Origin of the sequence: Pseudaquabacterium rugosum (assembly GCF_038066575.1) — a bacterium.
In the GTDB taxonomy this organism is placed as follows: domain Bacteria; phylum Pseudomonadota; class Gammaproteobacteria; order Burkholderiales; family Burkholderiaceae_C; genus Pseudaquabacterium; species Pseudaquabacterium rugosum.
Window position 1 is genome coordinate 62913 of the sequence record NZ_JBBUTF010000002.1, and the last position, 21998, is coordinate 84910.

The 21998-nt window shown below is 68.1% G+C and carries 25 protein-coding genes; 9 read left to right on the forward strand and 16 right to left on the reverse strand.

The features are described from left to right. The first annotated feature begins 18 nt into the window (after window positions 1-18). Window positions 19-1104, forward strand: a complete 1086-nt coding sequence (locus AACH11_RS00875; protein ID WP_341372301.1) for an aminopeptidase — start codon at window positions 19-21, stop codon at window positions 1102-1104. Between the two features lie 85 nt (window positions 1105-1189). Continuing rightward, window positions 1190-1504 carry a polyhydroxyalkanoic acid system family protein gene (locus AACH11_RS00880; RefSeq protein ID WP_341372302.1) on the forward strand — a complete coding sequence of 105 codons (315 nt, stop codon included), beginning with the start codon at window positions 1190-1192 and terminating at the stop codon, window positions 1502-1504. Window positions 1505-1541: 37 nt separating this feature from the next. On the opposite strand, the gene AACH11_RS00885 is transcribed toward AACH11_RS00880, so the two are convergent. Both AACH11_RS00885 and AACH11_RS00890 read right to left on the reverse strand, forming a co-directional pair. Beyond that, window positions 1542-1796, reverse strand: a complete 255-nt coding sequence (locus tag AACH11_RS00885) for an acyl-CoA-binding protein (RefSeq protein ID WP_341372303.1) — start codon at window positions 1794-1796, stop codon at window positions 1542-1544. Between the two features lie 202 nt (window positions 1797-1998). Continuing rightward, window positions 1999-2658 (reverse strand): RNA pyrophosphohydrolase, encoded by a 660-nt coding sequence (locus AACH11_RS00890; protein WP_341372304.1) that lies wholly within the window; start codon window positions 2656-2658, stop codon window positions 1999-2001. Between the two features lie 167 nt (window positions 2659-2825). Here AACH11_RS00890 and AACH11_RS00895 point away from each other — a divergent pair, with 167 nt between their 5' ends. Both AACH11_RS00895 and AACH11_RS00900 read left to right on the forward strand, forming a co-directional pair. Then, complete coding sequence (locus AACH11_RS00895; RefSeq protein ID WP_341372305.1) at window positions 2826-4571, forward strand: proline--tRNA ligase; 1746 nt, start codon at window positions 2826-2828, stop codon at window positions 4569-4571. Between the two features lie 59 nt (window positions 4572-4630). Next, entirely contained in the window at window positions 4631-5242 is a 612-nt protein-coding gene (locus AACH11_RS00900) for a lytic transglycosylase domain-containing protein (RefSeq protein ID WP_423228677.1), read from the forward strand. Between the two features lie 10 nt (window positions 5243-5252). Here the strand turns inward: AACH11_RS00900 and AACH11_RS00905 are convergent, their stop codons facing one another. From AACH11_RS00905 to hemA, 5 genes are all read right to left on the reverse strand, one after another. Continuing rightward, window positions 5253-5873: a UbiX family flavin prenyltransferase gene (locus AACH11_RS00905; protein ID WP_341372306.1), complete on the reverse strand. Its 621-nt coding sequence runs from the start codon at window positions 5871-5873 to the stop codon at window positions 5253-5255. After that, window positions 5870-6181 (reverse strand): Grx4 family monothiol glutaredoxin, encoded by a 312-nt coding sequence (gene grxD / locus AACH11_RS00910; RefSeq protein WP_341372307.1) that lies wholly within the window; start codon window positions 6179-6181, stop codon window positions 5870-5872. The genes AACH11_RS00905 and grxD overlap by 4 nt, the downstream gene beginning before the upstream one ends. Before the next feature lie 158 nt (window positions 6182-6339). Next, entirely contained in the window at window positions 6340-7236 is an 897-nt protein-coding gene (gene prmC, locus AACH11_RS00915; RefSeq protein ID WP_341372308.1) for a peptide chain release factor N(5)-glutamine methyltransferase, read from the reverse strand. Further along, complete coding sequence (gene prfA / locus AACH11_RS00920) at window positions 7233-8330, reverse strand: peptide chain release factor 1 (RefSeq protein ID WP_341372309.1); 1098 nt, start codon at window positions 8328-8330, stop codon at window positions 7233-7235. Before prfA ends, prmC begins: the two co-directional genes overlap by 4 nt. 163 nt (window positions 8331-8493) lie before the next feature. Then, the gene (gene hemA, locus AACH11_RS00925) at window positions 8494-9810 is read right to left on the reverse strand and encodes a glutamyl-tRNA reductase (RefSeq protein ID WP_341372310.1); all 1317 of its coding nucleotides are present in this window, start codon (window positions 9808-9810) and stop codon (window positions 8494-8496) included. A gap of 168 nt (window positions 9811-9978) precedes the next feature. On the opposite strand from hemA, the gene AACH11_RS00930 reads away from it, so the two are divergent. After that, a complete protein-coding gene (locus AACH11_RS00930; RefSeq protein ID WP_341372311.1) occupies window positions 9979-10269 on the forward strand; it encodes a hypothetical protein in 291 nt (96 codons plus the stop codon). Between the two features lie 66 nt (window positions 10270-10335). On the opposite strand, the gene miaB is transcribed toward AACH11_RS00930, so the two are convergent. From miaB to AACH11_RS00975, 9 genes are all read right to left on the reverse strand, one after another. Continuing rightward, window positions 10336-11715 (reverse strand): tRNA (N6-isopentenyl adenosine(37)-C2)-methylthiotransferase MiaB, encoded by a 1380-nt coding sequence (gene miaB / locus AACH11_RS00935; protein WP_341372312.1) that lies wholly within the window; start codon window positions 11713-11715, stop codon window positions 10336-10338. Window positions 11716-11809: 94 nt separating this feature from the next. Continuing rightward, the gene (locus AACH11_RS00940; RefSeq protein ID WP_341372313.1) at window positions 11810-12199 is read right to left on the reverse strand and encodes a hypothetical protein; all 390 of its coding nucleotides are present in this window, start codon (window positions 12197-12199) and stop codon (window positions 11810-11812) included. A 341-nt stretch (window positions 12200-12540) separates the two neighbouring features. Continuing rightward, window positions 12541-13116 carry a VapC50 family PIN domain-containing toxin gene (locus tag AACH11_RS00945; protein ID WP_341372314.1) on the reverse strand — a complete coding sequence of 192 codons (576 nt, stop codon included), beginning with the start codon at window positions 13114-13116 and terminating at the stop codon, window positions 12541-12543. Next, on the reverse strand, window positions 13113-13580 hold the full coding sequence (locus tag AACH11_RS00950) for a helix-turn-helix domain-containing protein (RefSeq protein ID WP_341372315.1): 468 nt from the start codon (window positions 13578-13580) through the stop codon (window positions 13113-13115). The genes AACH11_RS00945 and AACH11_RS00950 overlap by 4 nt, the downstream gene beginning before the upstream one ends. Window positions 13581-13798: 218 nt before the next feature. Continuing rightward, window positions 13799-14533, reverse strand: a complete 735-nt coding sequence (gene qatD, locus AACH11_RS00955; RefSeq protein ID WP_341372316.1) for a Qat anti-phage system TatD family nuclease QatD — start codon at window positions 14531-14533, stop codon at window positions 13799-13801. Beyond that, window positions 14533-15798, reverse strand: coding sequence for a Qat anti-phage system QueC-like protein QatC (qatC, locus tag AACH11_RS00960; RefSeq protein WP_341372317.1), 1266 nt, complete (start codon window positions 15796-15798; stop codon window positions 14533-14535). Before qatC ends, qatD begins: the two co-directional genes overlap by 1 nt. Beyond that, window positions 15795-16634 (reverse strand): Qat anti-phage system associated protein QatB, encoded by an 840-nt coding sequence (gene qatB, locus AACH11_RS00965; protein ID WP_341372318.1) that lies wholly within the window; start codon window positions 16632-16634, stop codon window positions 15795-15797. Before qatB ends, qatC begins: the two co-directional genes overlap by 4 nt. Next, window positions 16634-18517: a KAP family P-loop NTPase fold protein gene (locus tag AACH11_RS00970; RefSeq protein ID WP_341372319.1), complete on the reverse strand. Its 1884-nt coding sequence runs from the start codon at window positions 18515-18517 to the stop codon at window positions 16634-16636. Before AACH11_RS00970 ends, qatB begins: the two co-directional genes overlap by 1 nt. A 166-nt stretch (window positions 18518-18683) precedes the next feature. Then, window positions 18684-19001 (reverse strand): helix-turn-helix domain-containing protein, encoded by a 318-nt coding sequence (locus AACH11_RS00975; protein WP_341372320.1) that lies wholly within the window; start codon window positions 18999-19001, stop codon window positions 18684-18686. Between the two features lie 118 nt (window positions 19002-19119). On the opposite strand from AACH11_RS00975, the gene AACH11_RS00980 reads away from it, so the two are divergent. From AACH11_RS00980 to AACH11_RS00995, 4 genes are all read left to right on the forward strand, one after another. After that, window positions 19120-19671 (forward strand): hypothetical protein, encoded by a 552-nt coding sequence (locus AACH11_RS00980; RefSeq protein ID WP_341372321.1) that lies wholly within the window; start codon window positions 19120-19122, stop codon window positions 19669-19671. Beyond that, window positions 19668-20177: a hypothetical protein gene (locus AACH11_RS00985; protein ID WP_341372322.1), complete on the forward strand. Its 510-nt coding sequence runs from the start codon at window positions 19668-19670 to the stop codon at window positions 20175-20177. The genes AACH11_RS00980 and AACH11_RS00985 overlap by 4 nt, the downstream gene beginning before the upstream one ends. Window positions 20178-20294: 117 nt before the next feature. Then, window positions 20295-21443 carry an AAA family ATPase gene (locus AACH11_RS00990; RefSeq protein ID WP_341372323.1) on the forward strand — a complete coding sequence of 383 codons (1149 nt, stop codon included), beginning with the start codon at window positions 20295-20297 and terminating at the stop codon, window positions 21441-21443. Further along, on the forward strand, window positions 21440-21958 hold the full coding sequence (locus AACH11_RS00995) for a hypothetical protein (RefSeq protein ID WP_341372324.1): 519 nt from the start codon (window positions 21440-21442) through the stop codon (window positions 21956-21958). Before AACH11_RS00990 ends, AACH11_RS00995 begins: the two co-directional genes overlap by 4 nt. The last annotated feature ends 40 nt before the right edge of the window (window positions 21959-21998 follow it).

Genomic DNA, 21998 nt, shown 5'->3' on the forward strand with positions numbered 1-21998 from the left:
GTCCATCGGCGGGCTGCGGTGCCCCTTGCCCTGGCCACGCTGCTGCTCGGCGGCTGCCAGAGCCTGGGTGCCGTCGGCGAGGCGGTCGGCTACTACGGCCAGGCGGTCGGCGGCCACCTGCAGCTGATGCGGGCGGCGCGGCCGGTCGACGACTGGCTGGCCGATCCGGCGACCCCGCCCGCGCTGGCCGGGCGGCTGCGCGAGGCGCAGCAGATGCGGCGTTGGGCGGTGCAGGCGCTGGCCCTGCCCGACAACGCCAGCTACACGCGTTATGCGCAGCTCGATCGGCCCGCCGTGGTCTGGAACGTGGTGGCCACGCCGGAGCTGTCGCTGGCGTTGCACACCTGGTGCCATCCGCTGATGGGCTGCGTCGGCTACCAGGGCTGGTTCGACGAGGCCCGTGCCCGTGCCGAGGCAGCGCGGCTGCAGGCCCGGGGCCTGGAGGTGATGGTCTACGGCGTGCCGGCCTACAGCACGCTGGGCTGGACCAACTGGCTGGGCGGCGATCCGCTGCTCGACACCTTCGTGCGCGGCGCCGAGGACGAGACGGCCCGCCTGATCTTCCACGAGCTGGCGCATCAGCGGGTCTACGTCGCCGACGACACCCGCTTCAACGAGTCTTACGCGACGGCGGTCGAGCGTCTCGGTCTGGCCCGCTGGCAGGCCGACCAGGGGCGGCCGGTCGTCGACGGCACGCGGGCTGCCCGCCTGCGTGCCGACTTCCTGCGCCTGACCCGTCAGGCCCGCGATGAGCTGCAGGCGCTCTACGCCCGCCAGGATCTGTCGGCGGCCGAGCGCCGGCAGCAGAAGGCCGAGGTCTTCGCTCGGCTGCGGGCCGCCCACGCGGCGCTCAAGGCCGGCCCCTGGCAGGGCGATGCCCGCTACGACGCCTGGTTCGCGCGGGCCAACAATGCCGCGCTCGCGCTGCAGACGGCCTATGACGGCTGGGTGCCGGCCTTCGAGCGCCTGCATGCCGAGGAGGGCGCCGACTTCGCCCGTTTCCATGCGGCGGTCGAGCGGCTGGCGGCGCTGCCGCCCGATGAGCGGCGCGCCCGGCTGCAGGCCTTGATGGCGCCCGTGCAGCCTTTCACGACGCGACCCTGATGGGCGGCCCGCCAGCCGTGCGCGATGGTGCGCGCCGTTCCGTCCCCGTCAACGTCCGTTGCGCCGCCCCGGGCGGCTTGTCCGCATGAGCCACACCCTGCACCTGCATCGCCCTCACGATCTCGGCCTGGAGGGCGCGCGGGCGATCGCCCGGCGCTGGATCAGCGAGGCCGAGTCGGTCTTCGGTCTGCGCTGCCGCAGTGAGCCGGGTGTGGCCGGGGACCGCGTGCATTTCGAGCGGCCGGGCGTGCGGGGCACGCTCCAGGTTGCCGCCGACGGCTTCACGCTCGATGCCCAGCTGGGCTTCCTGCTGGCCGGCTTCGCGCCGCGCATCGAGGCGGAGATCGCCCGCAATCTCGATGCGCTGCTGGGCGCGGCCCGGCAGGGTGACGCGATGTGAGTCGGCCGGGGCGCTGGTGCGCCGCCGGCCGGCAAGGTCACTTCAGGCTGTCGACCAGATCGACGTAGCGGGTCATCGCGTCATCGGTGGACGTGCCGCGCAGGCCGGCCCAGCCGTCCCACTTGGCGCGGCCGACCAGGTCGCTGAAGCCGGGGCGTTCACCCGTCACGTCGCCCTCGGTGGCCTGCTTGTACAGCGCATAGAGCTGCAGCAGGGTCATGTTGTCGGGGCGAGACGTCAGCTGACGTGACTCGGTGACGGCCTGCTGGAAGCGGGCGTTCAGATCGTCCATCGGTGCTCCTGGTACTGGCAGCATGACTGTCGGCCGCGTGGGCTGCGGCCTGTAGTGCAACGGCGGATTGTCTGGCCCGCTCATGCGGGCAGGTGTGCAGGGCGCACGCACCGCCGGCGCCGCTTTGCAAGCGGATGCAACAGGATGCGCCCCGCTGTCGCGGGCCAGCCCCCGGTGACGGCGGGCTGGCCACGGCGCAGGTTCAGCGCTCGGGCGGCCTCGACAGCCCGTCGCCGGACGCCGCTTCGCCGTCGCCCGAACCCTCCCGGCGCACATCCGGCCGCACCAGTGGCGGCAGGGCTGCCCCCAGCTCGGTCGAGCGGCCATGCGGCATCTCGTCGAAGCCGCGCGAGCGCATGCCCCCGCGCAGATAGCGGTTGTGCGGGTTGATCCGGGGCAGGAAGCGGGCGAGCTCGGACAGCGCCATCTGGTAGACGTCGCGCTTGAACTCGATGACCAGTTCCAGCGGCACCCAGTAGTCGTTCCAGCGCCAGGCGTCGAACTCAGGGTGGTCGGTGGCGCGCAGATCCAGGTCGCTGTCGCGGCCCATCAGCTTGAGCAGGAACCAGATCTGTTTCTGGCCCCGATAGTGGCCCCGGGCGTCCTTGCGGATGAAGTGCTCCGGCACTTCGTAGCGCAGCCAGTCGCGCGTACGCGCCAGGATGCGGACATGCTCGGGCCGCAAGCCGACTTCCTCGTGCAGCTCGCGGAACATGGCCTGCTCGGGCGACTCACCCTGCTTGATGCCCCCTTGCGGGAACTGCCAGGAGTGGGTACGCAGACGCTTGCCCCAGAAGACCTGATTGCGCGCGTTGAGCAGGATGATGCCGACGTTGGGCCTGAAGCCTTCCCTGTCGAGCATAATCAAACCCCAATTTCTCTAATTACGCTCATTATTGCATCGACTCCGAACGGCCCGGGAAGATCGCTTACCCGCACCGTCTGTCGAGTCAAGAGCGTCACGTCCAGTTCCCTGTGGATGCGGGCCCTGAGGTTCGAGGGCCCGGCTTCACGGGGGATCCGCCGCCCATGAAAGCCTCCCAGTTCTTCATCTCCACCCTGAAGGAAGCCCCGGCCGATGCCGAGGTGGTCAGCCACCAGCTGATGATGCGTGCCGGCATGATCAAGCGCCTGGGCGCCGGCATCTACAACTACATGCCGATGGGCCTGCGGGTGATCCGCAAGGTCGAGGGCATCATCCGTGACGAGATGAGCCGCGGCGGTGCGGTCGAGCTGCTGATGCCGATCGTGCAGCCGGCCGAGCTCTGGCAGGAGACCGGCCGCTTCGACAAGATGGGCCCCGAGCTGATGCGCGTGAAGGACCGGCATGACCGCGACTTCATCATCCAGCCCACCAGCGAGGAGGTCGTCACCGACATCGCCCGCCAGGAGCTGCGCAGCTACAAGCAGCTGCCCAAGAATTTCTATCACATCCAGACCAAGTTCCGCGACGAGCGCCGGCCGCGCTTCGGCATCATGCGCGGACGTGAGTTCACGATGAAGGACGCGTACTCCTTCGACCGCAGCCCCGAGGCGGCGGCCAGGAGCTACGAGACGATGTTCGCCGCCTACAAGCGGATCTTCGACCGCTTCGGCCTGACCTACCGTGCCGTGGCGGCCGACACCGGCGCGATCGGTGGCGACCTCAGCCACGAGTTCCAGGTCATCGCCCAGACCGGCGAGGACGCGATCATCTACTGCCCGACCAGCGACTACGCCGCCAACATCGAGCTGGCCGAGGCCGTGGCGCCGGCCGCCCCGCGCGCCGAGCCGACCGTCGCGATGGCCAAGACGCTGACGCCGGGCAAGAGCACCTGCGCCGACGTCGCCGCCTTCCTCGGCCTGCCGATGACGAAGTCGCTCAAGAGCCTGGTGCTGGCCACCGACCGGCTCGACGAGCAGGGCAACCCGGCCGGCTCGACCGTCTGGCTGCTGCTGCTGCGCGGCGACCACGAGATGAACGAGGTCAAGGTCGGCAAGGTGCCGGGCCTGAAGGACGGCTTCCGTTTCGCCACGCTGGCCGAGATCGACGCGCACTTCGGCTGCAAGCCCGGCTACCTGGGCCCGATCGGCCTGAAGCAGCCGGTCAAGATCATCGCCGACCGTTCGGTCGCCGCGATGAGCGACTTCTGCTGCGGCGCCAACGAGGAGGACTACCACCTGACCGGCGTGAACTGGGGCCGTGACCTGCCCGAGCCGGACCTGGTGGTCGACATCCGCAACGTCGTCGAGGGCGATCCCTCGCCCGACGGCCAGGGCGTGCTGGCGATCGAGCGCGGCATCGAGGTCGGCCATGTGTTCTACCTCGGCACCAAGTACTCGAAGACGATGAACGCCACCTTCCTCGACGAGACCGGCAAGCCGGCCTTCTTCGAGATGGGCTGCTACGGCATCGGCGTCACGCGCATCCTGGGCGCGGCCATCGAGCAGAACCATGACGAGCGCGGCATCATCTGGCCGGCCTCGATCGCGCCGTTCCAGGCCGTGATCTGCCCGATCGGCATGGACCGCTCGGCCGAGGTCAAGGCCGCGGCCGAGGCGCTGTACGCCGAGCTGCAGGCCGCCGGCGTGGACGTGCTGCTGGACGACCGCGGCGAGCGCCCGGGCGCGATGTTCGCCGACTGGGAGCTGGTCGGCGTGCCGCAGCGCATCGTCATCTCCGACCGCGGCCTGAAGGCCGGCACGGTCGAGGTGCAGGGCCGTCGTGAAGCCCAGGCCACGGTGATGCCGCTGGCGGAGGCCGCCAGCCAGGTCGGGGCGCGGCTGCGCGGGTGAGTCGGGTCGATGATGGCGTGGCGGCCGGGCTGTCACGCCGGCGCTGCCTGTCGGCCGTGATCTCCGCCGCCGCGCCAGCGCTCGGCACGGTCTCGGCGCTGGGCCTGGCCTTGTCCGCTCCGCCGGCGCGTGCGGGCGCCCAGGCCGAGGAGCCGCTGGCCGACAAGGTGCGCAGTGCGCTGTCGGCGGCCATCGCCGCCGAGGCGCCGCCGCGGCTGCAGCGCTTCGCCGATGTGGCCGCGCAGCAGCGCTACGACCAGTGGCTGGCGGTGATGAGCGAGCGCCTGAAGCGCCGCAAGTCCGAGGCCCAGACCCGCATCGAGTTCCTGGAGGCGCTCTGGTACGAGAGTGCCCGTGCCGGGCTGGAGCCCGCGCTGGTGCTGGGCCTGATCCAGGTCGAGAGCGGCTTCCGCAAGTACGCGATCAGCCCGGTGGGCGCGCGCGGCTACATGCAGGTGATGCCGTTCTGGGCGCGGCTGATCGGTGATGGCGACCCGGCGCGGCTGTTCCACATGCAGACCAATCTGCGCTTCGGCTGCGTGATCCTGCGCCACTACCTGGACCGGGAGCGCGGCGATCTGGGCATGGCGCTCGGCCGCTACAACGGCAGCCGTGGCAAGCCTCAGTATCCGAACGCGGTGCTGGCCTGCCGCCAGCAGTGGCTGGCCTGAGTCCGCGGTCTCAGCGGCCCGCACCCGGCCGCAGGCCGGTCCAGCGCTGCGGTGTGGCGGCCTCGATCCCGCACAGCGCCAGCACCCGCTCGACCGTCTCGTCGACCATCTCGTCGATCGTCGCCGGCCGGTGGTAGAAGGCCGGCAGCGGCGGGAAGATGACGCCGCCCATCTCGGTGACGGCCGTCATGTTGCGCAGATGGGCGAGGTTGAACGGCGTCTCGCGCACCATCAGCACCAGGCGCCGGCGCTCCTTGAGCATCACGTCGGCCGCCCGCGTCAGCAGGTTGTCGCCGAAGCCATGGGCCACGGCGGCCAGCGTCTTCATCGAGCAGGGCGCGACGACCATCGCCGCGCTGTCGAAGCTGCCCGAGGCGATGCAGGCGCCGACATCGCCCGGCGCATGGGCCTGGTCGGCCAGCGCCTCCAACGCGGCGCGGTCCAGCCCGCACTCGTGGTGGACGTTGAGCACGCCGGCCGGGGTCACGACCAGGTGCGTGCGCAGGCCGAGGGCCCGGGCGCGCGACAACAGCCGCACGCCATAGGCCGCGCCGCTGGCACCGGTGATGCCGACGATCAGCCGCGGCCCGTCGCCCGTGGCGGTGACCGCAGCCGGCGCGCCGAGGCTCACGCGCTGCCCAGCAGCTGCTGCAGCTCGCCCGACTGGTACATCTCCATCATGATGTCCGAGCCGCCGACGAACTCGCCATCGACGTAGAGCTGGGGGATGGTCGGCCAGTTCGCGTAGTCCTTGATGCCCTGGCGGATGCCGTCGTCTTCGAGCACGTTGACGGTCTTGGGCGAGACGCCGCAGGCCTTGAGCACCTGCACGGCGCGGCCGGAGAAGCCGCACATCGGGAATTGGGCGGTGCCCTTCATGAAGAGCACGACACGGTCGCCCTTGACGATCTGGTCGATGCGTTGTTGCACGTCGCTCATGGTGGTGTCCTCAGGATCGGAGAGTTCGGGGCGGGCCCTGGGGCGCGGTCTGCGCCTTCCGGCCTCGCGGGTGGAAGGGTTATACGGCAAAGGCCGGCCGCGACGCGGCGAGGGCCGGATTGTCGCGCGCGGCGCCCGGCCGCTGGCGGGCAGGGCCTTCAGGATGCGCCGGTCGTTCCGGCAGGGCTGCGGCCGCCGGTACAGCGTGGCTGACCGCCCAGGTCCTCGCGTGTGGCCACGTCGGTGAAGCCGGCGGCCTGCAGCAGCGCGCGCACCGCCGGGCCCTGGTCCCAGCCGTGTTCGAGCAGCAGCCAGCCGTCGGGTTCCAGCCGCGCGCGGGCGCCGGCGGCCAGCACACGCAGCGCGTCCAGGCCGTCGCCTTCGGGCGTCAGCGCCAGGCGGGGCTCGTGCCGCAGCGCGGGCAGGTGCGGATCATCGCCGGCGATGTAGGGCGGGTTCGACAGCAGCAGATGCCAGCGCTCGCCCTGTGGCAGCGGATCCCACCAGGGCCCCTGGTACCAGGCCTGCAGCCGCAGGCCGAGGGCCTGTGCGTTCGCCTGCGCCTGGGCCAGGGCATCCGGGCTGAGGTCGCTGGCGCTGACCGTGGCGGCCGGTCGGGCATGGGCCACCGACAGCGCGATCGCGCCGCTGCCCGTGCCCAGGTCCAGCACGCGGGCCTGCGGCTGGCCGGCGGCCGCCAGCGCGTCCAGGCGTTCGAGCGCCCAGTCGACCAGCACCTCGGTGTCGGGCCGCGGATCGAGCACGGCCGGACCGACCTGCAGCCGCAGCCCGTGGAACTCGCGCGTACCGGTCAGATAGGCCACCGGCACGCCGTCGGCGCGGCGGCGCAGCCAATCGGCCCAACGTCCAGTCTGCACGGCATCGAGCCGCTGGTCGTCATGGGCGATCAGCCAGGCGCGGTCACGGCCGAGGAGGGCGCCCAGCAGCGCGTGGGCGTCGACACGGTCCAGGCCGGCGTGCCGGGCGTCGTGCAGGGCCTCGGCCAGCGTGGGGCCGGCGGGCCGGGCGGCGGCGGGGTCTGCCGGCGCGCTCATGCCTGCCCTTGTTCAAGGGCGGCCAGCTGGTCCTGTGCCTGGGCCGTCTGCAGCGCGGCCAGCACGTCGTCGAGCGCACCTTCCATGATCTGGCCCAGCTTGTAGAGCGTCAGGTTGATGCGGTGGTCGGTCAGCCGGCCCTGCGGGAAGTTGTAGGTGCGGATGCGGTCCGAGCGGTCGCCGCTGCCGACCAGGCTGCGGCGCGTGGCGGCCTCGCGGCTCTCGCGTTCGATGCGTTCGCGGTCGCGCAGACGGGCCTGCAGCACGGCCAGGGCCTTGGCCTTGTTGCGGTGCTGGCTGCGGTCGTCCTGGCACTCGGCCACCAGGCCGCTGGGCAGGTGGGTGATGCGCACGGCCGAGTCGGTCTTGTTGATGTGCTGGCCGCCGGCGCCGCTGGCGCGGAAGGTGTCGATGCGCAGCTCGGCCGGGTTCAGCGTCACCTCGCTTGCTTCGTCAGGCTCGGGCAGCACGGCCACCGTGCAGGCGCTGGTGTGGATGCGGCCCTGGCTCTCGGTGGCGGGGATGCGCTGCACGCGGTGGCCGCCACTCTCGAACTTCAGCCGGCCGTAGACGCCCTCGCCCTCGATGCGCAGCACCAGCTCCTTGTAGCCGCCGAGGTCGGAGGCGTTGGCGCTCATCACCTCGGCGCGCCAGCCCTGGGCCTCGACGAAGCGCAGGTACATGCGGGCCAGGTCGCCGGCGAACAGCGCCGACTCGTCACCGCCCGCGCCGGCGCGGATCTCGACGAAGGCCGGCCGCGCGTCGTCCGGATCGCGCGGCAGCAGGGCCAGTTGCAGCTCGGTCAGCAGGCTGGCCAGATCGGCGTCGGCCTGGGCGATCTCCTCGCGCGCCATGGCGCGCAGATCGTCGTCGCTGGCCGCGTCGTCGAGCATTGCGCGGGCGGCGGTCCGATCGGCCTCACGCTGCTCGTAGCGGTGCAGGCGCTGCACGTGCTCGGCCGTCTCGGCCTGCTCGCGGGAGGTCTGGCGGTAGCGGTTGATGTCGGCGCTGAGGGCCGGATCGGCCAGCAGCGCGTCGAGCTCCTGCAGCCGCAGGGCCAGGCGATGCAGCGCGGTGCGCAGGGAGTCCTTCATGGGGTGTCGCGGTGGTGGGCCGTGGCGTCGGACGGCGGGGTTCCGGGCCCGCTCGCGGCCGTGGCCGGGCGGATGTCCCGGCTGGCGTGTGCGGGCCGGGCTGCAGCGACAGGCGCTGCCAGGCCGGATCGTCGTCGGGACCGGCTGCGGACGATGGGCGTCGCTAACGCCCGTCCTGCGGGCCCGCGTCGCCGGGCAGCGGGGAGCGCGTCGACTGCCGCAGGAACAGGCGCGAGACCGTCTCGGCCAGTTGCGCGCGGTGCGCGCCGTCGCTGGCGTGCAGCTCGGCGAGTGCGCCGTGCAGCAGCTTGTGGGTCAGGCCGCGGGCCAGCTGCTCCAGCACCGCGTCCACGTCCTGGCCCTTGGCCAGCGCCTTGCGGGCGCGCGCCAGCTCGGCGGTGCGCCAGTCATCGGTCTGCGCGTGCAGGGCCTGGATCAGCGGCACGGTCGCGCGCTGGTCCAGCCAGTGGGTGAAGCTCTGCACGCCGGCATCGATGATGGCCTCGGCCTGGGCGACGGCCGCCTGGCGCTTCTCGCCGGCGGTCTGCACCACGGCCGACAGGTCATCGACGGTGTAGAGGTAGACGTCGTCGAGGGCGGCGATCTCGGGCTCGATGTCGCGTGGCACGGCCAGATCGACCATGAACATCGGGCGGTGGCGGCGCGCCTTGAGCGCGCTGCGCACGGCGCCCAGGCCGATGATCGGCAGCGAACTGGCGGTGCAGGAGACGACGGCGTCGAACTCGTGCAGACGCTGCGGCAGATCGGCCAGGCGCAGCGCCTCGGCACCGAAGCGGCCGGCCAGCTTCTCGCCACGCTCCAGCGTGCGGTTGGCAATCGCCATCGCCTTCGGGTTGCGGGCCGCGAAATGCGTGGCCACCAGCTCGATCATCTCGCCGGCGCCGACGAACAGCACGCGGATGTCGGCCAGGTCCTCGAAGAGCTGGCCGGCCAGGCGCACGGCGGCGGCGGCCATGCTGATGCTGTGGGCGCCGATCTCGGTCGAGCTGCGCACGTCCTTGGCGACCGAGAAGCCGCGCTGGAACATCTGGTGCAGCGTGGTGCCGAGCGTGCCGGCGGCATCGGCCTCGCGCACGGCCTGCTTCATCTGGCCGAGGATCTGCGGCTCGCCCAGCACCATCGAATCCAGCCCGGCGGCCACGCGGAAGGCGTGGCGGGCGGCATCCCGGTGGTGCAGCACGTGGGTGTGGCGCTGCAGGTCCTCGACGCCCACGCCACCGTGGCGCGCCAGCCACTGGATCACGGGCGGCACCGCGGCGGGCGCATGGGCCGGATCGATGGCCAGGTAGAGCTCGGTGCGGTTGCAGGTCGACAGCAGCGCGGCCTCGGGCAGCAACCGGTCCAGACCATCGCGCAGGCCGCGCAGCGCCGTCGGGATCTGTTCGAGCGTGAACGCGAAACGGCCGCGCAGGTCGACCGGCGCGGTGTGGTGGTTCAGGCTGAGGGCGAGGACGGACACGGGAGCGGATTGTAAGATTCGGGCCCGTTCAACGGCACACCGGCGGGGCATCGGGACTCACCCGCTTGATCTGCGTCAGGTGCGACCGCGCACCGTGTCACGGTGCCACAGCTGTCGCGTCCTTGCACGGTGGCCGCTTTTTTCGCCGGTCGCACCGGTGTCGCGTGCATGGGCCTGCTGCTGTTCTTCAACCACCTGGTCAACCTGCTGCTGCCGGCGCTGGTCGTCACGCTGATCTGTGCCGGGGCGGCCAAGGGGCTGTTGTGGCGCCGTGCGCTGGCCGGCGTGGGGTGGCGCGGGCTGTGCCTGTGGCCGGCGCTGGCGGGGGCGGCGGTGCTGCTCGGCGGCCTGTTGCTGACGGGCCATGACGGGCGCATCGGCACCTACGGGCTGATGTGCGTGGCGATCGCCGGCCTGCAGTGGTGGGCCGGCTTCGGGCCGGGGCGCCAGGCGGGCTGAACGCGGCCCGCCCGGGCTGCCGTGCGCGGCACGGGGGTGGTGTCCGCCCGCCCGCGCGTACAGGCCTCAGGCCTCGCGCCGCAGCACCTCACCGCGCAGCGAGTGCGGCAGGGCTTCGGTGATCCGCACGTCGACCATCTGGCCGATCAGGCGGTCGCGCAGCGGGCCGCCGTCGAAGTTGACGATGCGGTTGCAGAAGGTGCGGCCCATCAGCTCGGGCTGGCCATCCGGGCCCGGGCGGCGCGACGGGCCTTCGACCAGGATGGTCTGGACGGTGCCGGCGCGGCTGGCGCTGATGCGGCGCACGTTCTCCTCGATCAGCGCCTGCAGCTGCTGCAGGCGCTTGAGCTTGACGTCCTGCGGCGTGTCGTCCGCCAGGTTGGCCGCCGGCGTGCCGGGGCGCGGGCTGAAGACGAAGCTGAAGCTCGCGTCGTAGCCGATGTCCTCGATCAGCTTGAGCGTCTTCGCGTGGTCGTCCTCGGTCTCGCCGGGGAAGCCGACGATGAAGTCGCTGGACAGGCTGATGTCGGGGCGCACGGCGCGCAGCTTGCGGATCGTGCTCTTGTATTCGAGCGCGGTGTAGCCGCGCTTCATCGCCATCAGGATGCGGTCGCTGCCGTGCTGCACCGGCAGGTGCAGGTGGCTGACGAGCTTGGGCAGGCGGCCATAGGCGTCGATCAGCGCCTGCGTGAACTCGTTGGGGTGGCTGGTGGTGTAGCGGATGCGCTCGATGCCGGGGATCTCGTGCACGTAGTCCAGCAGCGTGGCGAAGTCGGCGATCTCGGCGCTGTCGCCCATCTTTCCGCGGTAGGCGTTGACGTTCTGGCCCAGCAGCGTCACTTCCTTGACGCCCTGCTCGGCCAGGCCCGCCACCTCGACCAGCACCTCCTCGAAGGGGCGGCTGAACTCCTCACCCCGGGTGTAGGGCACCACGCAGTAGCTGCAGTACTTGCTGCAGCCTTCCATGATCGAGACGAAGGCCGACGCGCCCTCGACCTTGGCCGGCGGCAGGTGGTCGAACTTCTCGATCTCGGGGAAGCTGATGTCGACCTGCGGGCGCTGCGCCTCGGCGCGGCGCTTGAGCAGATCGGGCAGGCGGTGCAGGGTCTGCGGGCCGAACACCACGTCGACGTAGGGTGCGCGCTCGATGATGGCCGCACCTTCCTGGCTGGCCACGCAGCCGCCGACGCCGATCAGCACGCCTTTCTTCTTGAGGTGCTTGACGCGGCCGAGGTCGGAGAACACCTTCTCCTGCGCCTTCTCGCGCACCGAGCAGGTGTTGAAGAGGATCAGGTCGGCCTGCTCGGGGTCGTCGGTGGGCGTGTAGCCCTCGGCCGCACCCATCACGTCGGCCATCTTGTCGGCGTCGTACTCGTTCATCTGGCAGCCGAAGCTGCGGATGTAGACCTTCTTGCCGGTCTTGGCGTCGGGGGTGTCGGTGCTCATGGCGTCGTGTGGGCGAGGGCGGACGCAGGGAGGGCTGCGGTCGATCGGCCGTGCGTCGGCGGCCGGGACGGTGAGTGGCGGCGCGAGCGCCGTCTCAGGGCCGGGACCAGGTCTGGCTGGCCGGATCGAAGGTCCAGGCCGCGGCTTCGGCCGCGGTCGTCGGCCAGGGCTTGCGGGCGGCTTCCTCGGCCGTCAGCACCCAGACCTGATGGATCAGGCCCTGCAGCTCGGTCGTGTAGTGCACGGTCAGCGTCTGGCCGCTGAGCTGGACCGGCAGCAGCAGCAGGTTGTCGGTGCCGCGGATGCGGGCGCCGGGGGCCAGGCGGGCGGCCACGCCGTTGAGTCGCACGTCCGGCGGCTGCAGCACCTGCAGGCTGCCGCGCAGCGCCGCGACCGGGAAGGGCCGGGCGGTGGACTGGGCTTGGACGGTCGGCACAAGGGCGGCCAGCGCGCAGACGGTGGCCGCCAGGGCACAGCGGAGCATGGTGTGGATCCAGGGGCTGTGGTGGGCGATCGGCGGGCCTCATCGGGTGAGGCCCACCATGCAAAAGCCCGCTGACCTTGCGGGCAGCGGGCTGTGCGAATTCTGGTGGCGCTTCAGGGAGCCACCACCAAAATCTCAAAATTCTCGGCTTCTTTCGAAGCAGATCAAGCACTTGCGACAGCGATGATGCTCGGCCGGAGCGATCAAAAGCGTCACCCCGAAGTGTAACCCCAGCCGGCGGGCGTCGGGGGCCGTGTGTTGCCGTTAACGCGAGGCGAATTCGAGGGTTGAGGTACGGGATCAGGGAGCTTGGTTCGCTTTGCTGGCAAGCTACGGTGACATCACAGCACTGATCGGAACCCGGTCAAATTCCGGACCGTTCGCGAGAGGCCTTGCTTCGACAAGATCGCGAGGTAGCGATCCACGTCGATGGGCGGGTTCTTCAGCGTGCTGCGCTGCTTCTGGGCGGCGGCCACCACGGCGGCCTGGTCCAGGTCGAACAGGTTGTCGATGAACTCATCGGGGTGCTGAACTTCGATGCCGAAGGCCGACAGCGCATCCGCAGGGAAATCGCGTTCATTGAAGGTCACGATCACGCTGGCGTTGCACCGGATGGCCGCGGCCAGCACATGCCGATCATCGCGATCGGGCAGACTCAATCCGCCGATCAAGTCTTCGTGACCGATGACCATCGCGTCCGGAACGGCGCGGTTCATGAGGTCTACCGTTCGCTGCAACTGCGCAGGGTTCAGATCCGGGCGGTTCTTCAGCAGGTTGCGCACCCACTCGTCATGGATCAGGGCCGTCCATCGGGCGCGAAACCGGCCGGAGAGCGCCAGCCAGACCAGGAAGTCACGAAGCGGCGCCGGGTACAGAACACAGGCATCAAAGACGGCCGTGAACGGAGAGCTCCTCATTCGTAGCCCAGCTGCAGGGCCTGAGCCTGGGCGGCGAGCTCCTCCATCGCGGCTGCGCTGGCCTGCTCTTGCGCTGCCTTGTAGGTCATCAGGTCGGAGAAGCGCACGCGCCGATGCTTGCCGGTCTTGTGGAACGGCAGGACGCCCGCCTCCAGCAGCTTGACCAGGTGCGGCCTCGATACATTGATGAGATCGGCGGCCTCCTGAGTAGTCAGCTCGGCATGGATAGGCACTACCTTCACCGCGTTGCCGTCAGCCAGCTCGGAGAGGATGTCAACGAGCAAGCGCAATGCCGATGTCGGCAACTCCACCGCATGGGCTTCGTTCTTCTCATCGAAGATCTGGATTTGCTGGGTCTCGAGTTGCGTGGACAGGTATGCCGCCAAGGCCCGTTGGCCATGGGTGGCCGCCGCGACTTCCCGTGCTGCCGGGAGCGAAGTTTCGAAAGATTGGGGCTGCGTCATGAGAGGGCCTTCGTGGGCAGCGCATTTTATTCGAAACAAACGAAAATCGCAACAATCGAAAGGAGTCTGAGCCGAACGTCTTGGCTTTGCTCGCCTGATGGCTTCGCGGTTGATCCCGCTCGATGCGAGCCTGTTCGACCCACGCTACGCATAAAATTGAAGTACGAATCGACGACACGATGATCGTTCCGTGCTTCAGGCGAGTGCTGCTAGGTGCGTTAGACGCCCATCGTCCTGCGCAGATTCGCCCCGTTGTTGGCCAGCAGATCCGCGACCGCTCCCACAGGCAAGTTCCAGACTTCGCTGAGGCGCTGAGCAGTCTCCGGTGCGCTCCAAGGCATCACCGGCCTACCGCCCATCTGCGCAAATGGCCCGTCGCTCTCGGGGACAACGCGGTCGTGCGGCATCGCCGCAGACAACGTGCGACCGCTTGCAGACTCGAACATGGCCGGCCCAATACTGAACCAGCACCCAAGTTCCTTGGCGGCTTTTAGTTCAAGATTGCTCCCGGAAAACCAGTGCAGTACAGCCGTCCCGTAGCCTCGATGTGCATCGAGGTCGGCAAGTACGTCCCGTACCGCTCGACGGGAGTGGATGCTCAGGGTTCTACCGCCCAACTCCGCGCTCCGCGCGACGACCGCTCTAAAGATGCGTCGCTGGACCTCATAGTGGGGTCTGAATCGCGGTGACCCGTCGAGACCTACCTCGCCAACTGCCTTGACGCTCGCCATCTGCTCCAGCAGCATGCCGAGCTCCGCGGCACGCTCGTGAGCAATCTCAGGGTGTAACCCTGGCGAAATCAGCACCGATGGCGCGGCCGGCAGCGCACGTGACGTAGCTGCAAAGGCCTTCGGGCTCGTGGTCACCAACCAAGTGAACTCGTTCCGGTGGGCCGCTTCGCGGTGAACCTCCCTCGCCCCAGGATAGAGGTCGAGGTGGCAGTGGAAGTCCATCAAAGCAGTCCATCCCCTCGAAGCAGCGCTTCAAGCTCGCCAAGCCCTGCGTGAAGCACCCGGCGATACGCAGGCCGCTCGGTCAGCGATGAAAAGGCCAAGGTTCCTCCCAAGAAGCGGTCCAACCCCTTCGCCTGGGCCGACAGCACAGCCAAAGCTGCTGCCATCGGGTCATCCGGGCCACTCGACTTGTCCGAGCCGACGACTGACGGGTGCACATACTCGGTCGTGTCCCGCCCAGGTCCCCAGGCGAGAAACGCGGCACGGCGAATCATGCAGGGAACACAGCGCCCGCAGTGGGTCCGGTTGTAGGTTCGGAACCTCCCACAGCTCGTAGAGTTGGACGCGACGCTGCTGAGCAAGGCCTGGTCCGCGCACTCGCGAAGCATCTCCCCCTTCGTCTTGAACTGATAGGGCAACTCCAGTCGCACGCCGATGTCGAGCCCGTCAAGTAGACCCTGTAGCTCCGCGATGAACATCGGGTGCGTCGTTCGGGTACTCAGGCTGGCTACCCGACCGGGAACCAAAGGCGGGTTGATGCAGATGAATCCGTTCTCCGGGATGAAGACCTGGACCGGCACGCCAGCAATCCGCGAGGCGGCCAGGACCGCGAACGCATAGAACGCCAGCGACCGTCCACGCGTCGAGGGTTCGCGGCTGCCTGAGAAGCTGATGCCATGGCTCCACTGCATGTGGGTTGCGCCGCCTCCGAGCATGTTGGCGTACCGACGCTGACGCTCCGAGTCCTCATGGGCCAACTGCGAGACAAATGCAGGTCGCCGACCTTCGGACATCAGATTGATGCCGCCAATGAGGCTGTCGAGGCCGCCAGACAGGAGGCTAACGCAGTCGTGCGGCAGAGGCTGGGGCTTGCCATTCGGCGGGGCGACACCGCCGTCCACGAAGTTCAGCGTCCAGTAGTCCCCGGTCAGCACCTTCAGCATGGACTCGGCATGAGCTTTCCAGGGCGTCCACCGAAGTGGCTCGTGCAGAGCCACTGTCAGCTCGATGGTCCGTGTCCAACCGTCCGCGCTCGTGCTCCGCGGGCAACACAGGTCCGCTGCGCACGCGGCGAGACAGAACTGAACGAAGTCCCAGGTCTGCGCGCTCGGGGCAAAGCCCTTGCGTTTGAGCGAGCCACGCCAACCCTTGGCGATGGTTCCAACGCCAGCGCGCTTGGCGCTCTTGAACAGCGTGAAAGCACGCTCGCCTTCGGCCAGGGTTGCCGGCAGGTGGTCAACAGACGTGCACAGCACCTTCATCATGATGCGAACACCTCCAAGGACGACTTCAGCACCTCATGGGCGAGACTTTTGGGGTCAAGTCCCGCAGATCCGTGGCGCTCCATCACGACCCGCACTTCTGACTGCACGTACTCCTTGACGTCCTGCCGGTAAAGCTGAATCTGCTGGGGTTCGTACTTCAGCTTCTCGTAGGCCTGCCCGAGCTGCTGGTCCATGCGATTGCAGACATCGTTGGCGATGGTGATGGCCATGACGTCGTGAATCTGGGCGTCGGTCAAGTTGAAGATGTCAATGTCAGGGTTGAGCTCGTAGAGCTGCCCCAGTGCTTCGGCAGCTGCGTTGCGCAGCGACTCGTCGTCAATGCTGCCGGTACTCGGCATGACCTCCTTGACCAACTCCACTATGAGGTCGTCTGCAGCCATGTTCGACTGCCGGGCATGGTTCACCCAATCGGCGACACGCGGGTCGGACCCGTCACGGGCTGAGGCCAAGAACTGGCCAAGGGCACCAGCGCCTCGCGAGGTGCCTCGCATGGTCGAAGCAGCCCTACTTGACCCGCCCATCCCACGAGTAACCATGCTCTTGGCCGCGGCGCGCAACGAAGGGCGACCACCTCCAGCGAGGTAGGCGGACATCTTTGTCCGCGCGTCGGCAAACCGCCGGTTCGGCGCAAAGTCCCCGTCAACAGCCCCCTCTGAACCACCGTCCTGCTGGCCGTCCGCGCCGCTGGCGTCGCCACCACCGTCAGAAGCGCCATTTCCGCCGGCCGCAGCTCCAGCAGCCCCGGATGAAGTCAGCCACTCGGGGTCGAATGGCGAGCCAGCCTTCCCGCCAGAGCTTGAAGTGGAAGTACCCATCACTTCACCTTCTTCTTCGCCTGGATGGCGTTCTTGGCCGTCTTGTCGAGATGCGAACTTCCCTCCCACTCATCCAGGATGGGACGCGCCCAGCTTTGTTCGTACAGCGAAGGGATGATTCCGGGCCCGATTTTGGCGACGGGAGCCGCCTTCAGTAGCTCACCTGCCTGGCCGGCCAGCTCAGGGAAGACCTTGCAGGGCTCGATGAGCGTGATGACATCCTCGGCCGAACGCCAAGTTCGCTTGCCTGCCCTCAACTGCCAAGCCCTTGCCATCGCCATCCCTGCCTGCGCAGCGTCGACCGCCTTGATGGCTGCGGTCAGCGGCGCATTGGAGGCCGTTGCAACGGCCAACGCGTCCCTCAATGCACGACCTGCGGTCGTCATGTTGTCCGCGCCGAACTCCCGAGTTGCAGTGTCCCTGCTCAGGTGCAACAAGGGACGCAGGTCGAGTTCTCCGAGGGCTGGCTTCAGCTGGAGCCACTCGCGCGCGAACGACTCATCGTTGACCTTGAACGGGTCGGGTAGAGCCTTGGCGGGGTCCTTTGCCGCTTCTTCCGCGGCCTGAAGCGCGAGAACCCGCCCATCTGACCCGGAGGTAACCAGCGCAGCCAAGGCGTTCGCCAGCGGCTCGTTGCACCGCTCAACAAGATGCCACTTTGCGAGGGCCGGAACATCCAGCTTGATACCTTGAGGCTCGGCCAACGCTGAACGGAGGTACACCGTGTTCAAGAACCGCTTCATCAATCGCGGATTGGCCTTCACGCTGGAAGTGGTCAGCAGCGGCGCCAAGCCCTCCGCCAGCTCCATGAGGGCCACCATCTTGACGTTGTCCACGCCAGCCTGCGCCTGTAGGAATTCGGTAGACACGGCGTCACCCTTCCAACTGGTTTGTAGCCGTTCCGGGATAGCCTTCTTCGCAGCGTTGAACTTCTCTGTATCGAAGTCGCCATCTGCGTGTGCTCGTTCCATGAGCAAGAGCGCCAAGTAGGCCTTCGCCTCGTTGGTGCCGAGCCTGGGGACATGCAAGGGGACCTGGATGAGCTTGTCGAAGTAGTTCGTCTCGACCTCGCCCGAGATACCAGTGCCCTCGAAGTGCACACGGACCGCGCCTTTGATGAACTCGTTGTCTGCTGCGATGACGAAAGCACTGCGCTTGAGGAACAGGAGCAGGCGAATCGACTCCAGCGTCGAGATTGCAGTCTTGGGAAGGCAACGGTCCAGGTCATCCACGAAGACAACAAGCGTGACCTTCAGCTCCTCCAGCAGTTCTTCGAGAGCATCACGGAACGCCTGGATCTCACTCGGCAGCGACACTGGTTCCGCTGGTTTTAGCAAGCCCGTGCCCTTCTCCTCGCCGGCTTCGTCCTTGTCCTTGCCATCGTTGGCTTCTTCGGAGTCGTCGGCGTCGTCCTTGCCGCCAAGCCCGAAGAATCCGCCAACTTTCATGATGGCCGAGCCGATGGTGCCGACGGGCACACCCGTGTAGAGCGTCGCTGCAGCTTCTCCACCCAACTGAGCCAATCGAAGGAGGTTGATGCGTTTCAGGACCTTTTTGGCCTTCTTGAGGAGGGTCTCATCCTTGGCAGCAAGGCGAAGAACCTCGTCTCCCACGAGCTGAAGTAGCGCGCTTCGGGCGCCCTCAAAATCCTGGTACAGCCACGGGTTGAATGTCACCACCACGTAGGTGTTATTCCCCGGCGTGTCGGCCTTCTTCAGTCGCCCCTCGATCATGCGCACGAGAGAGGTCTTGCCCACACCCCAACCTCCAGAGATGCCGACGGAGATAGGAGTGCCCTTCGCCTGCTGAAGGAGCTTGGCACAGGCGTCAGCGACGACGCCGAAGTTCAGATAGTCAACCGTTGTTTCGTTGTCAGACCACATGGTTCTTTGTTCTCCCTGGGGTAGCCGGACGGAAGGCTTCACCATTCTTCAGCCTTACCGTCGAGTCACGCAGAAATTCGTCAGTGAGTCTTCTCTTCGAAGGAAGACATCCCACCCGCGCGCAACTGACAGTTTGCATCGCGCTGCGCCCGACATTGCCGTAGGTTCACTCCGAGCCGGCAGGAGCTGGTCGCAGTGCGTTCACCAGCACGTCTTCAAACCGCCGCACGAGTTCCGCCGCCGAGCACCCCAGCGCCGCCGCGATGCGCACGATGGCAGCGAGGTTGGGTGCGCCCTGGCCGCGCTCGAGCTTGCCCATGTAGGACCTGTCCACGCCCGCCAGCAAAGCAAGGTTCTCCTGCGAGATGTTGACTTCCCGCCGCATGGCGACCAAGGCTTGACCGAAGGCACGGGCTATCGCGGGGTCGGCTGACGTGGCGCCCGCAGGCCTGCCGGCTTTGAGGGGTTTGGCTGCTTCATTCATGCACCTCAGATTTCCATTGTGTAGTCGCAAAAACCACGGTTAAAAAATCCCTTTCAGCTAGAGTTGCATGCATCCCGGCGGCCCATCTGGTGGCTGCCGACAATGGGCAAGGAGCACCATGCAACTCACGCGCATCCGTCAAGGTTCAGCGATCGCCGCATTCATCAGCGCACTGCTGGTGGGGCCTGCCGCGCAAGGGGCGGTGGCAACGGTGCCGGAGGCGGTGCGTGCAGCTGCGGAAGCCGCCCGGCGCGACGTGGACCCGTCGATCAACGGCGCAGTCGGCGACGTGCATCGCACGCTGGTGACCAGCCAGCCGCTGGACGCGGCGGCCGCCGCGCGGCGGGACGGCGATCCCAGCCTCAATGGCCGTCCGGTGGACAGCCTCGGGCCTGATGCCGCCGTGGTTGGCAACACCGACCTCACCAGCGCATGGGCCGCCTACGAGCGCTGCCACTGGTGGGCGGCCTTCGACGCGTTCACCGCTGCCGCTGATGCCGGCGTGTCTGAGGCGGCTCGAATGGCACTGGCGATGGCCCGGCATGGCCGTCTGCTGTACGGGCAGGTGTTCGTGGTCACCGAGGGCCAGCGGATTGCATGGCAGCGGCTCGGCCGTTTCGCGGCAGGCTCAGCGGCGAATGCCCAGCAGGCAGAGGGAGCGACGCAATGATCAATGCACTGCAGTTCACTGACCTGGCGGTCAGCGGCTTCGAGGCCGCGGTGGAGGGCTTCGTTCACCGCCGTCAGGAACAGGTCGCGCATGAGATCCAAGAAGACGCACACGCAGCACGGGCGTCGGCAAAAGCCTGGCAGGACTACGCCAAGGGTCTGGAACGTCGCAATGCGCAGCTGGCCAGCAGCCTGGCCCAACTGCAGAACGACCGTAGCAAGGCCCTTTCGCGGCAGCAAAGCATTCAGGACGCATTCGAGAGGCACATCACTGCGCTGGTGCTGCGCATCCGCGAGCTGGACGAGAAGCTCCAGCAGGTCAGCGCCAGGCGTTTCGCGCTCACGTGCGCCCGCGCTCGCGAGCGGCAATCACGCCTGCCTGAGGCGTCAACCCCAGAGTGCCTGGAGGCCGACGACCGTGCCTACCAGGCCAACGTCGCGTGGTTCCTGGCCAATCGGAATGTGCGTCTCGGTGTACCGGATGTCTTCGAACAAATGAAGCGCTGACGAACGCGCCAGAGTTCCGCTGAGCTGCCCGGAGGGCGGCCCCCGGGAACAGATCTTGTTGCACGCGATGCGCGCCATGTCGGCCGCGCACGCCTGCGCTGTCGACAGGATCGCCGCATGACGCACCCCCGCCACCCCACCATCCCTGCGCCGCAGGACGAAGCCGAGAACGTCGCAGGCCCGGAGCCACGGCGTTGTGGCGCCGATTCCGAAGTCGTCCGCAAGGAGTCGATCGAGGACCTCGTGAGCTTCTTGACCGAGGATGGGACGGCGGCGGCCCCGAGTCTTGCCGAAGCGCCCCGCCACACGCTGTGCACCTGGCAGGCTGTGGATGAGCTGGCTGCGGCGGTGGCGATGGAAATCGGTAACGAAGACCTTCGGCGGCGAAACGCCAGCGTGCTGGCGAAACTGCGTGCGACCAACGGTCGCGTTCGCCAGCTCCGGCGTTTGCCTGATCAATGGCGCTCAGACATCGACGCGCTGGAACGCAGCTTCCCCAACTTCTGCGACGTGCTGCAGTACGTGCGCACCATGGGCGCCCTGGCCGAACTGCATGACGGCGTGGTCAAGCTGGACCCGATGTTGTTCGACGGCACGCCCGGCACAGGCAAGTCCACTTTCGCGGAGCAGCTGGCAAAGATCGTGGCCGGTGGCTTCCAGCGGGTCCTGATGAGCTCTGCCGAAACCGGCGCACAGCTTGGCGGCTCGGCCGCCAGCTGGGCCAACAGTCAAGCGGGGCAGGTCTTCGAACTCCTGGTGAACGGCAAGGAGGCGAATCCGGTCATCCTGCTCGACGAGCTCGACAAAGCCATGCTGCACCCGGGCGAACGTTTCTCCCCGGTCGGTCCGCTCTATCAGTTACTGGAGCCTGCGATGGCGCGCACATTCCGCGACATCTCGGTGCCGACGTTGGAGATCGATGCGTCAGCCATCGTGTGGATGGCCACCTCGAACGACCGGCACCTGCTGCCTGCGCCCATTCTCAGCAGGCTGCTGTCGTTCGACATCCCGCTGCCGGGGCCAGCGGTCGCTGTCCAGGTCGTGCACTCGGTTCTGCGCCAGATGGCGGATGCCGAGCCCGTCTTCGCGCGCTTCCAGCTCAGCGCGGAGGCTGCGACCAAGCTGGCCATGCACGGACCGCGCGCCGTGCGGAGCCTGCTGCGCCGTGCCTGCGGCAGCGCCGCTCAATCGGCGTGTTGGACCGTCCATGCCCATGACGTGCCGGACAACCGTGCAGAACGCGCACCCATGGGGTTCTGCGCATGACCACGGCGATGGTTGGCGGCGCCAGATGCCCGCTGCGGACCCTGGAACAGGAACTGCTGGACCTGGAAGACTGGCGCCCGCTCACCGAGGCCGAATTCCGCGCCTGGACCTGCGGCGAGCTCGAGCCTGCGCCAGAGGGGCAGATCTACGGCTTCAGCCCGTGCGGCATCCCGGTCATTTACCGGGCGGAAAGCCTGGAATCGGCGGCGATGTCGCTGCACGCCGCCGGCGCACTGGGTCTCGTGACCGCCTTGCTCGATTCACCGGAGGCCTGTCAGCTCCATGCTGCGGCCCGGGTGGACATCTGCATCGCCCTCGGCGACCGGCGACGCGCCCTGCGCGCACTGGAGGCAGACGTACCCTGGGCCCGCGAGTACGTGCTCGACCAGGCGTTGAACCCTTGGAAGCACGGGCCCACCTGGCAGTGGGCGCGCGAAATGGCGGGCATCGTGGCCGTACGGATGGCGGCGATGGCTGTGCTCGATGGCGAACAAGGCGTCGCGGTCGGCGGCTGAACGCGGCACGGCATCGTTGCAAGCAACGGCGACGAAGGCT

What these genes read in the sequence shown, in the direction of transcription:
- AACH11_RS00985 (WP_341372322.1), top strand. Translation starts at nt 19,668, where the DNA reads ATGATCAATGCACTGCAGTTCACTGACCTGGCGGTCAGCGGCTTCGAG.
- prmC (WP_341372308.1), bottom strand. Translation starts at nt 7,236, where the DNA reads ATGAGCGCGCCGGCAGACCCCGCCGCCGCCCGGCCCGCCGGCCCCACG.
- qatD (WP_341372316.1), bottom strand. Translation starts at nt 14,533, where the DNA reads ATGGACTTCCACTGCCACCTCGACCTCTATCCTGGGGCGAGGGAGGTT.
- miaB (WP_341372312.1), bottom strand. Translation starts at nt 11,715, where the DNA reads ATGAGCACCGACACCCCCGACGCCAAGACCGGCAAGAAGGTCTACATC.
- AACH11_RS00990 (WP_341372323.1), top strand. Translation starts at nt 20,295, where the DNA reads ATGACGCACCCCCGCCACCCCACCATCCCTGCGCCGCAGGACGAAGCC.
- AACH11_RS00950 (WP_341372315.1), bottom strand. Translation starts at nt 13,580, where the DNA reads ATGACGCAGCCCCAATCTTTCGAAACTTCGCTCCCGGCAGCACGGGAA.
- AACH11_RS00945 (WP_341372314.1), bottom strand. Translation starts at nt 13,116, where the DNA reads ATGAGGAGCTCTCCGTTCACGGCCGTCTTTGATGCCTGTGTTCTGTAC.
- prfA (WP_341372309.1), bottom strand. Translation starts at nt 8,330, where the DNA reads ATGAAGGACTCCCTGCGCACCGCGCTGCATCGCCTGGCCCTGCGGCTG.
- qatC (WP_341372317.1), bottom strand. Translation starts at nt 15,798, where the DNA reads ATGATGAAGGTGCTGTGCACGTCTGTTGACCACCTGCCGGCAACCCTG.
- AACH11_RS00895 (WP_341372305.1), top strand. Translation starts at nt 2,826, where the DNA reads ATGAAAGCCTCCCAGTTCTTCATCTCCACCCTGAAGGAAGCCCCGGCC.
- grxD (WP_341372307.1), bottom strand. Translation starts at nt 6,181, where the DNA reads ATGAGCGACGTGCAACAACGCATCGACCAGATCGTCAAGGGCGACCGT.
- AACH11_RS00940 (WP_341372313.1), bottom strand. Translation starts at nt 12,199, where the DNA reads ATGCTCCGCTGTGCCCTGGCGGCCACCGTCTGCGCGCTGGCCGCCCTT.
- AACH11_RS00975 (WP_341372320.1), bottom strand. Translation starts at nt 19,001, where the DNA reads ATGAATGAAGCAGCCAAACCCCTCAAAGCCGGCAGGCCTGCGGGCGCC.
- AACH11_RS00980 (WP_341372321.1), top strand. Translation starts at nt 19,120, where the DNA reads ATGCAACTCACGCGCATCCGTCAAGGTTCAGCGATCGCCGCATTCATC.
- AACH11_RS00930 (WP_341372311.1), top strand. Translation starts at nt 9,979, where the DNA reads ATGGGCCTGCTGCTGTTCTTCAACCACCTGGTCAACCTGCTGCTGCCG.
- AACH11_RS00995 (WP_341372324.1), top strand. Translation starts at nt 21,440, where the DNA reads ATGACCACGGCGATGGTTGGCGGCGCCAGATGCCCGCTGCGGACCCTG.
- AACH11_RS00890 (WP_341372304.1), bottom strand. Translation starts at nt 2,658, where the DNA reads ATGCTCGACAGGGAAGGCTTCAGGCCCAACGTCGGCATCATCCTGCTC.
- AACH11_RS00885 (WP_341372303.1), bottom strand. Translation starts at nt 1,796, where the DNA reads ATGGACGATCTGAACGCCCGCTTCCAGCAGGCCGTCACCGAGTCACGT.
- qatB (WP_341372318.1), bottom strand. Translation starts at nt 16,634, where the DNA reads ATGGGTACTTCCACTTCAAGCTCTGGCGGGAAGGCTGGCTCGCCATTC.
- AACH11_RS00970 (WP_341372319.1), bottom strand. Translation starts at nt 18,517, where the DNA reads ATGTGGTCTGACAACGAAACAACGGTTGACTATCTGAACTTCGGCGTC.
- AACH11_RS00880 (WP_341372302.1), top strand. Translation starts at nt 1,190, where the DNA reads ATGAGCCACACCCTGCACCTGCATCGCCCTCACGATCTCGGCCTGGAG.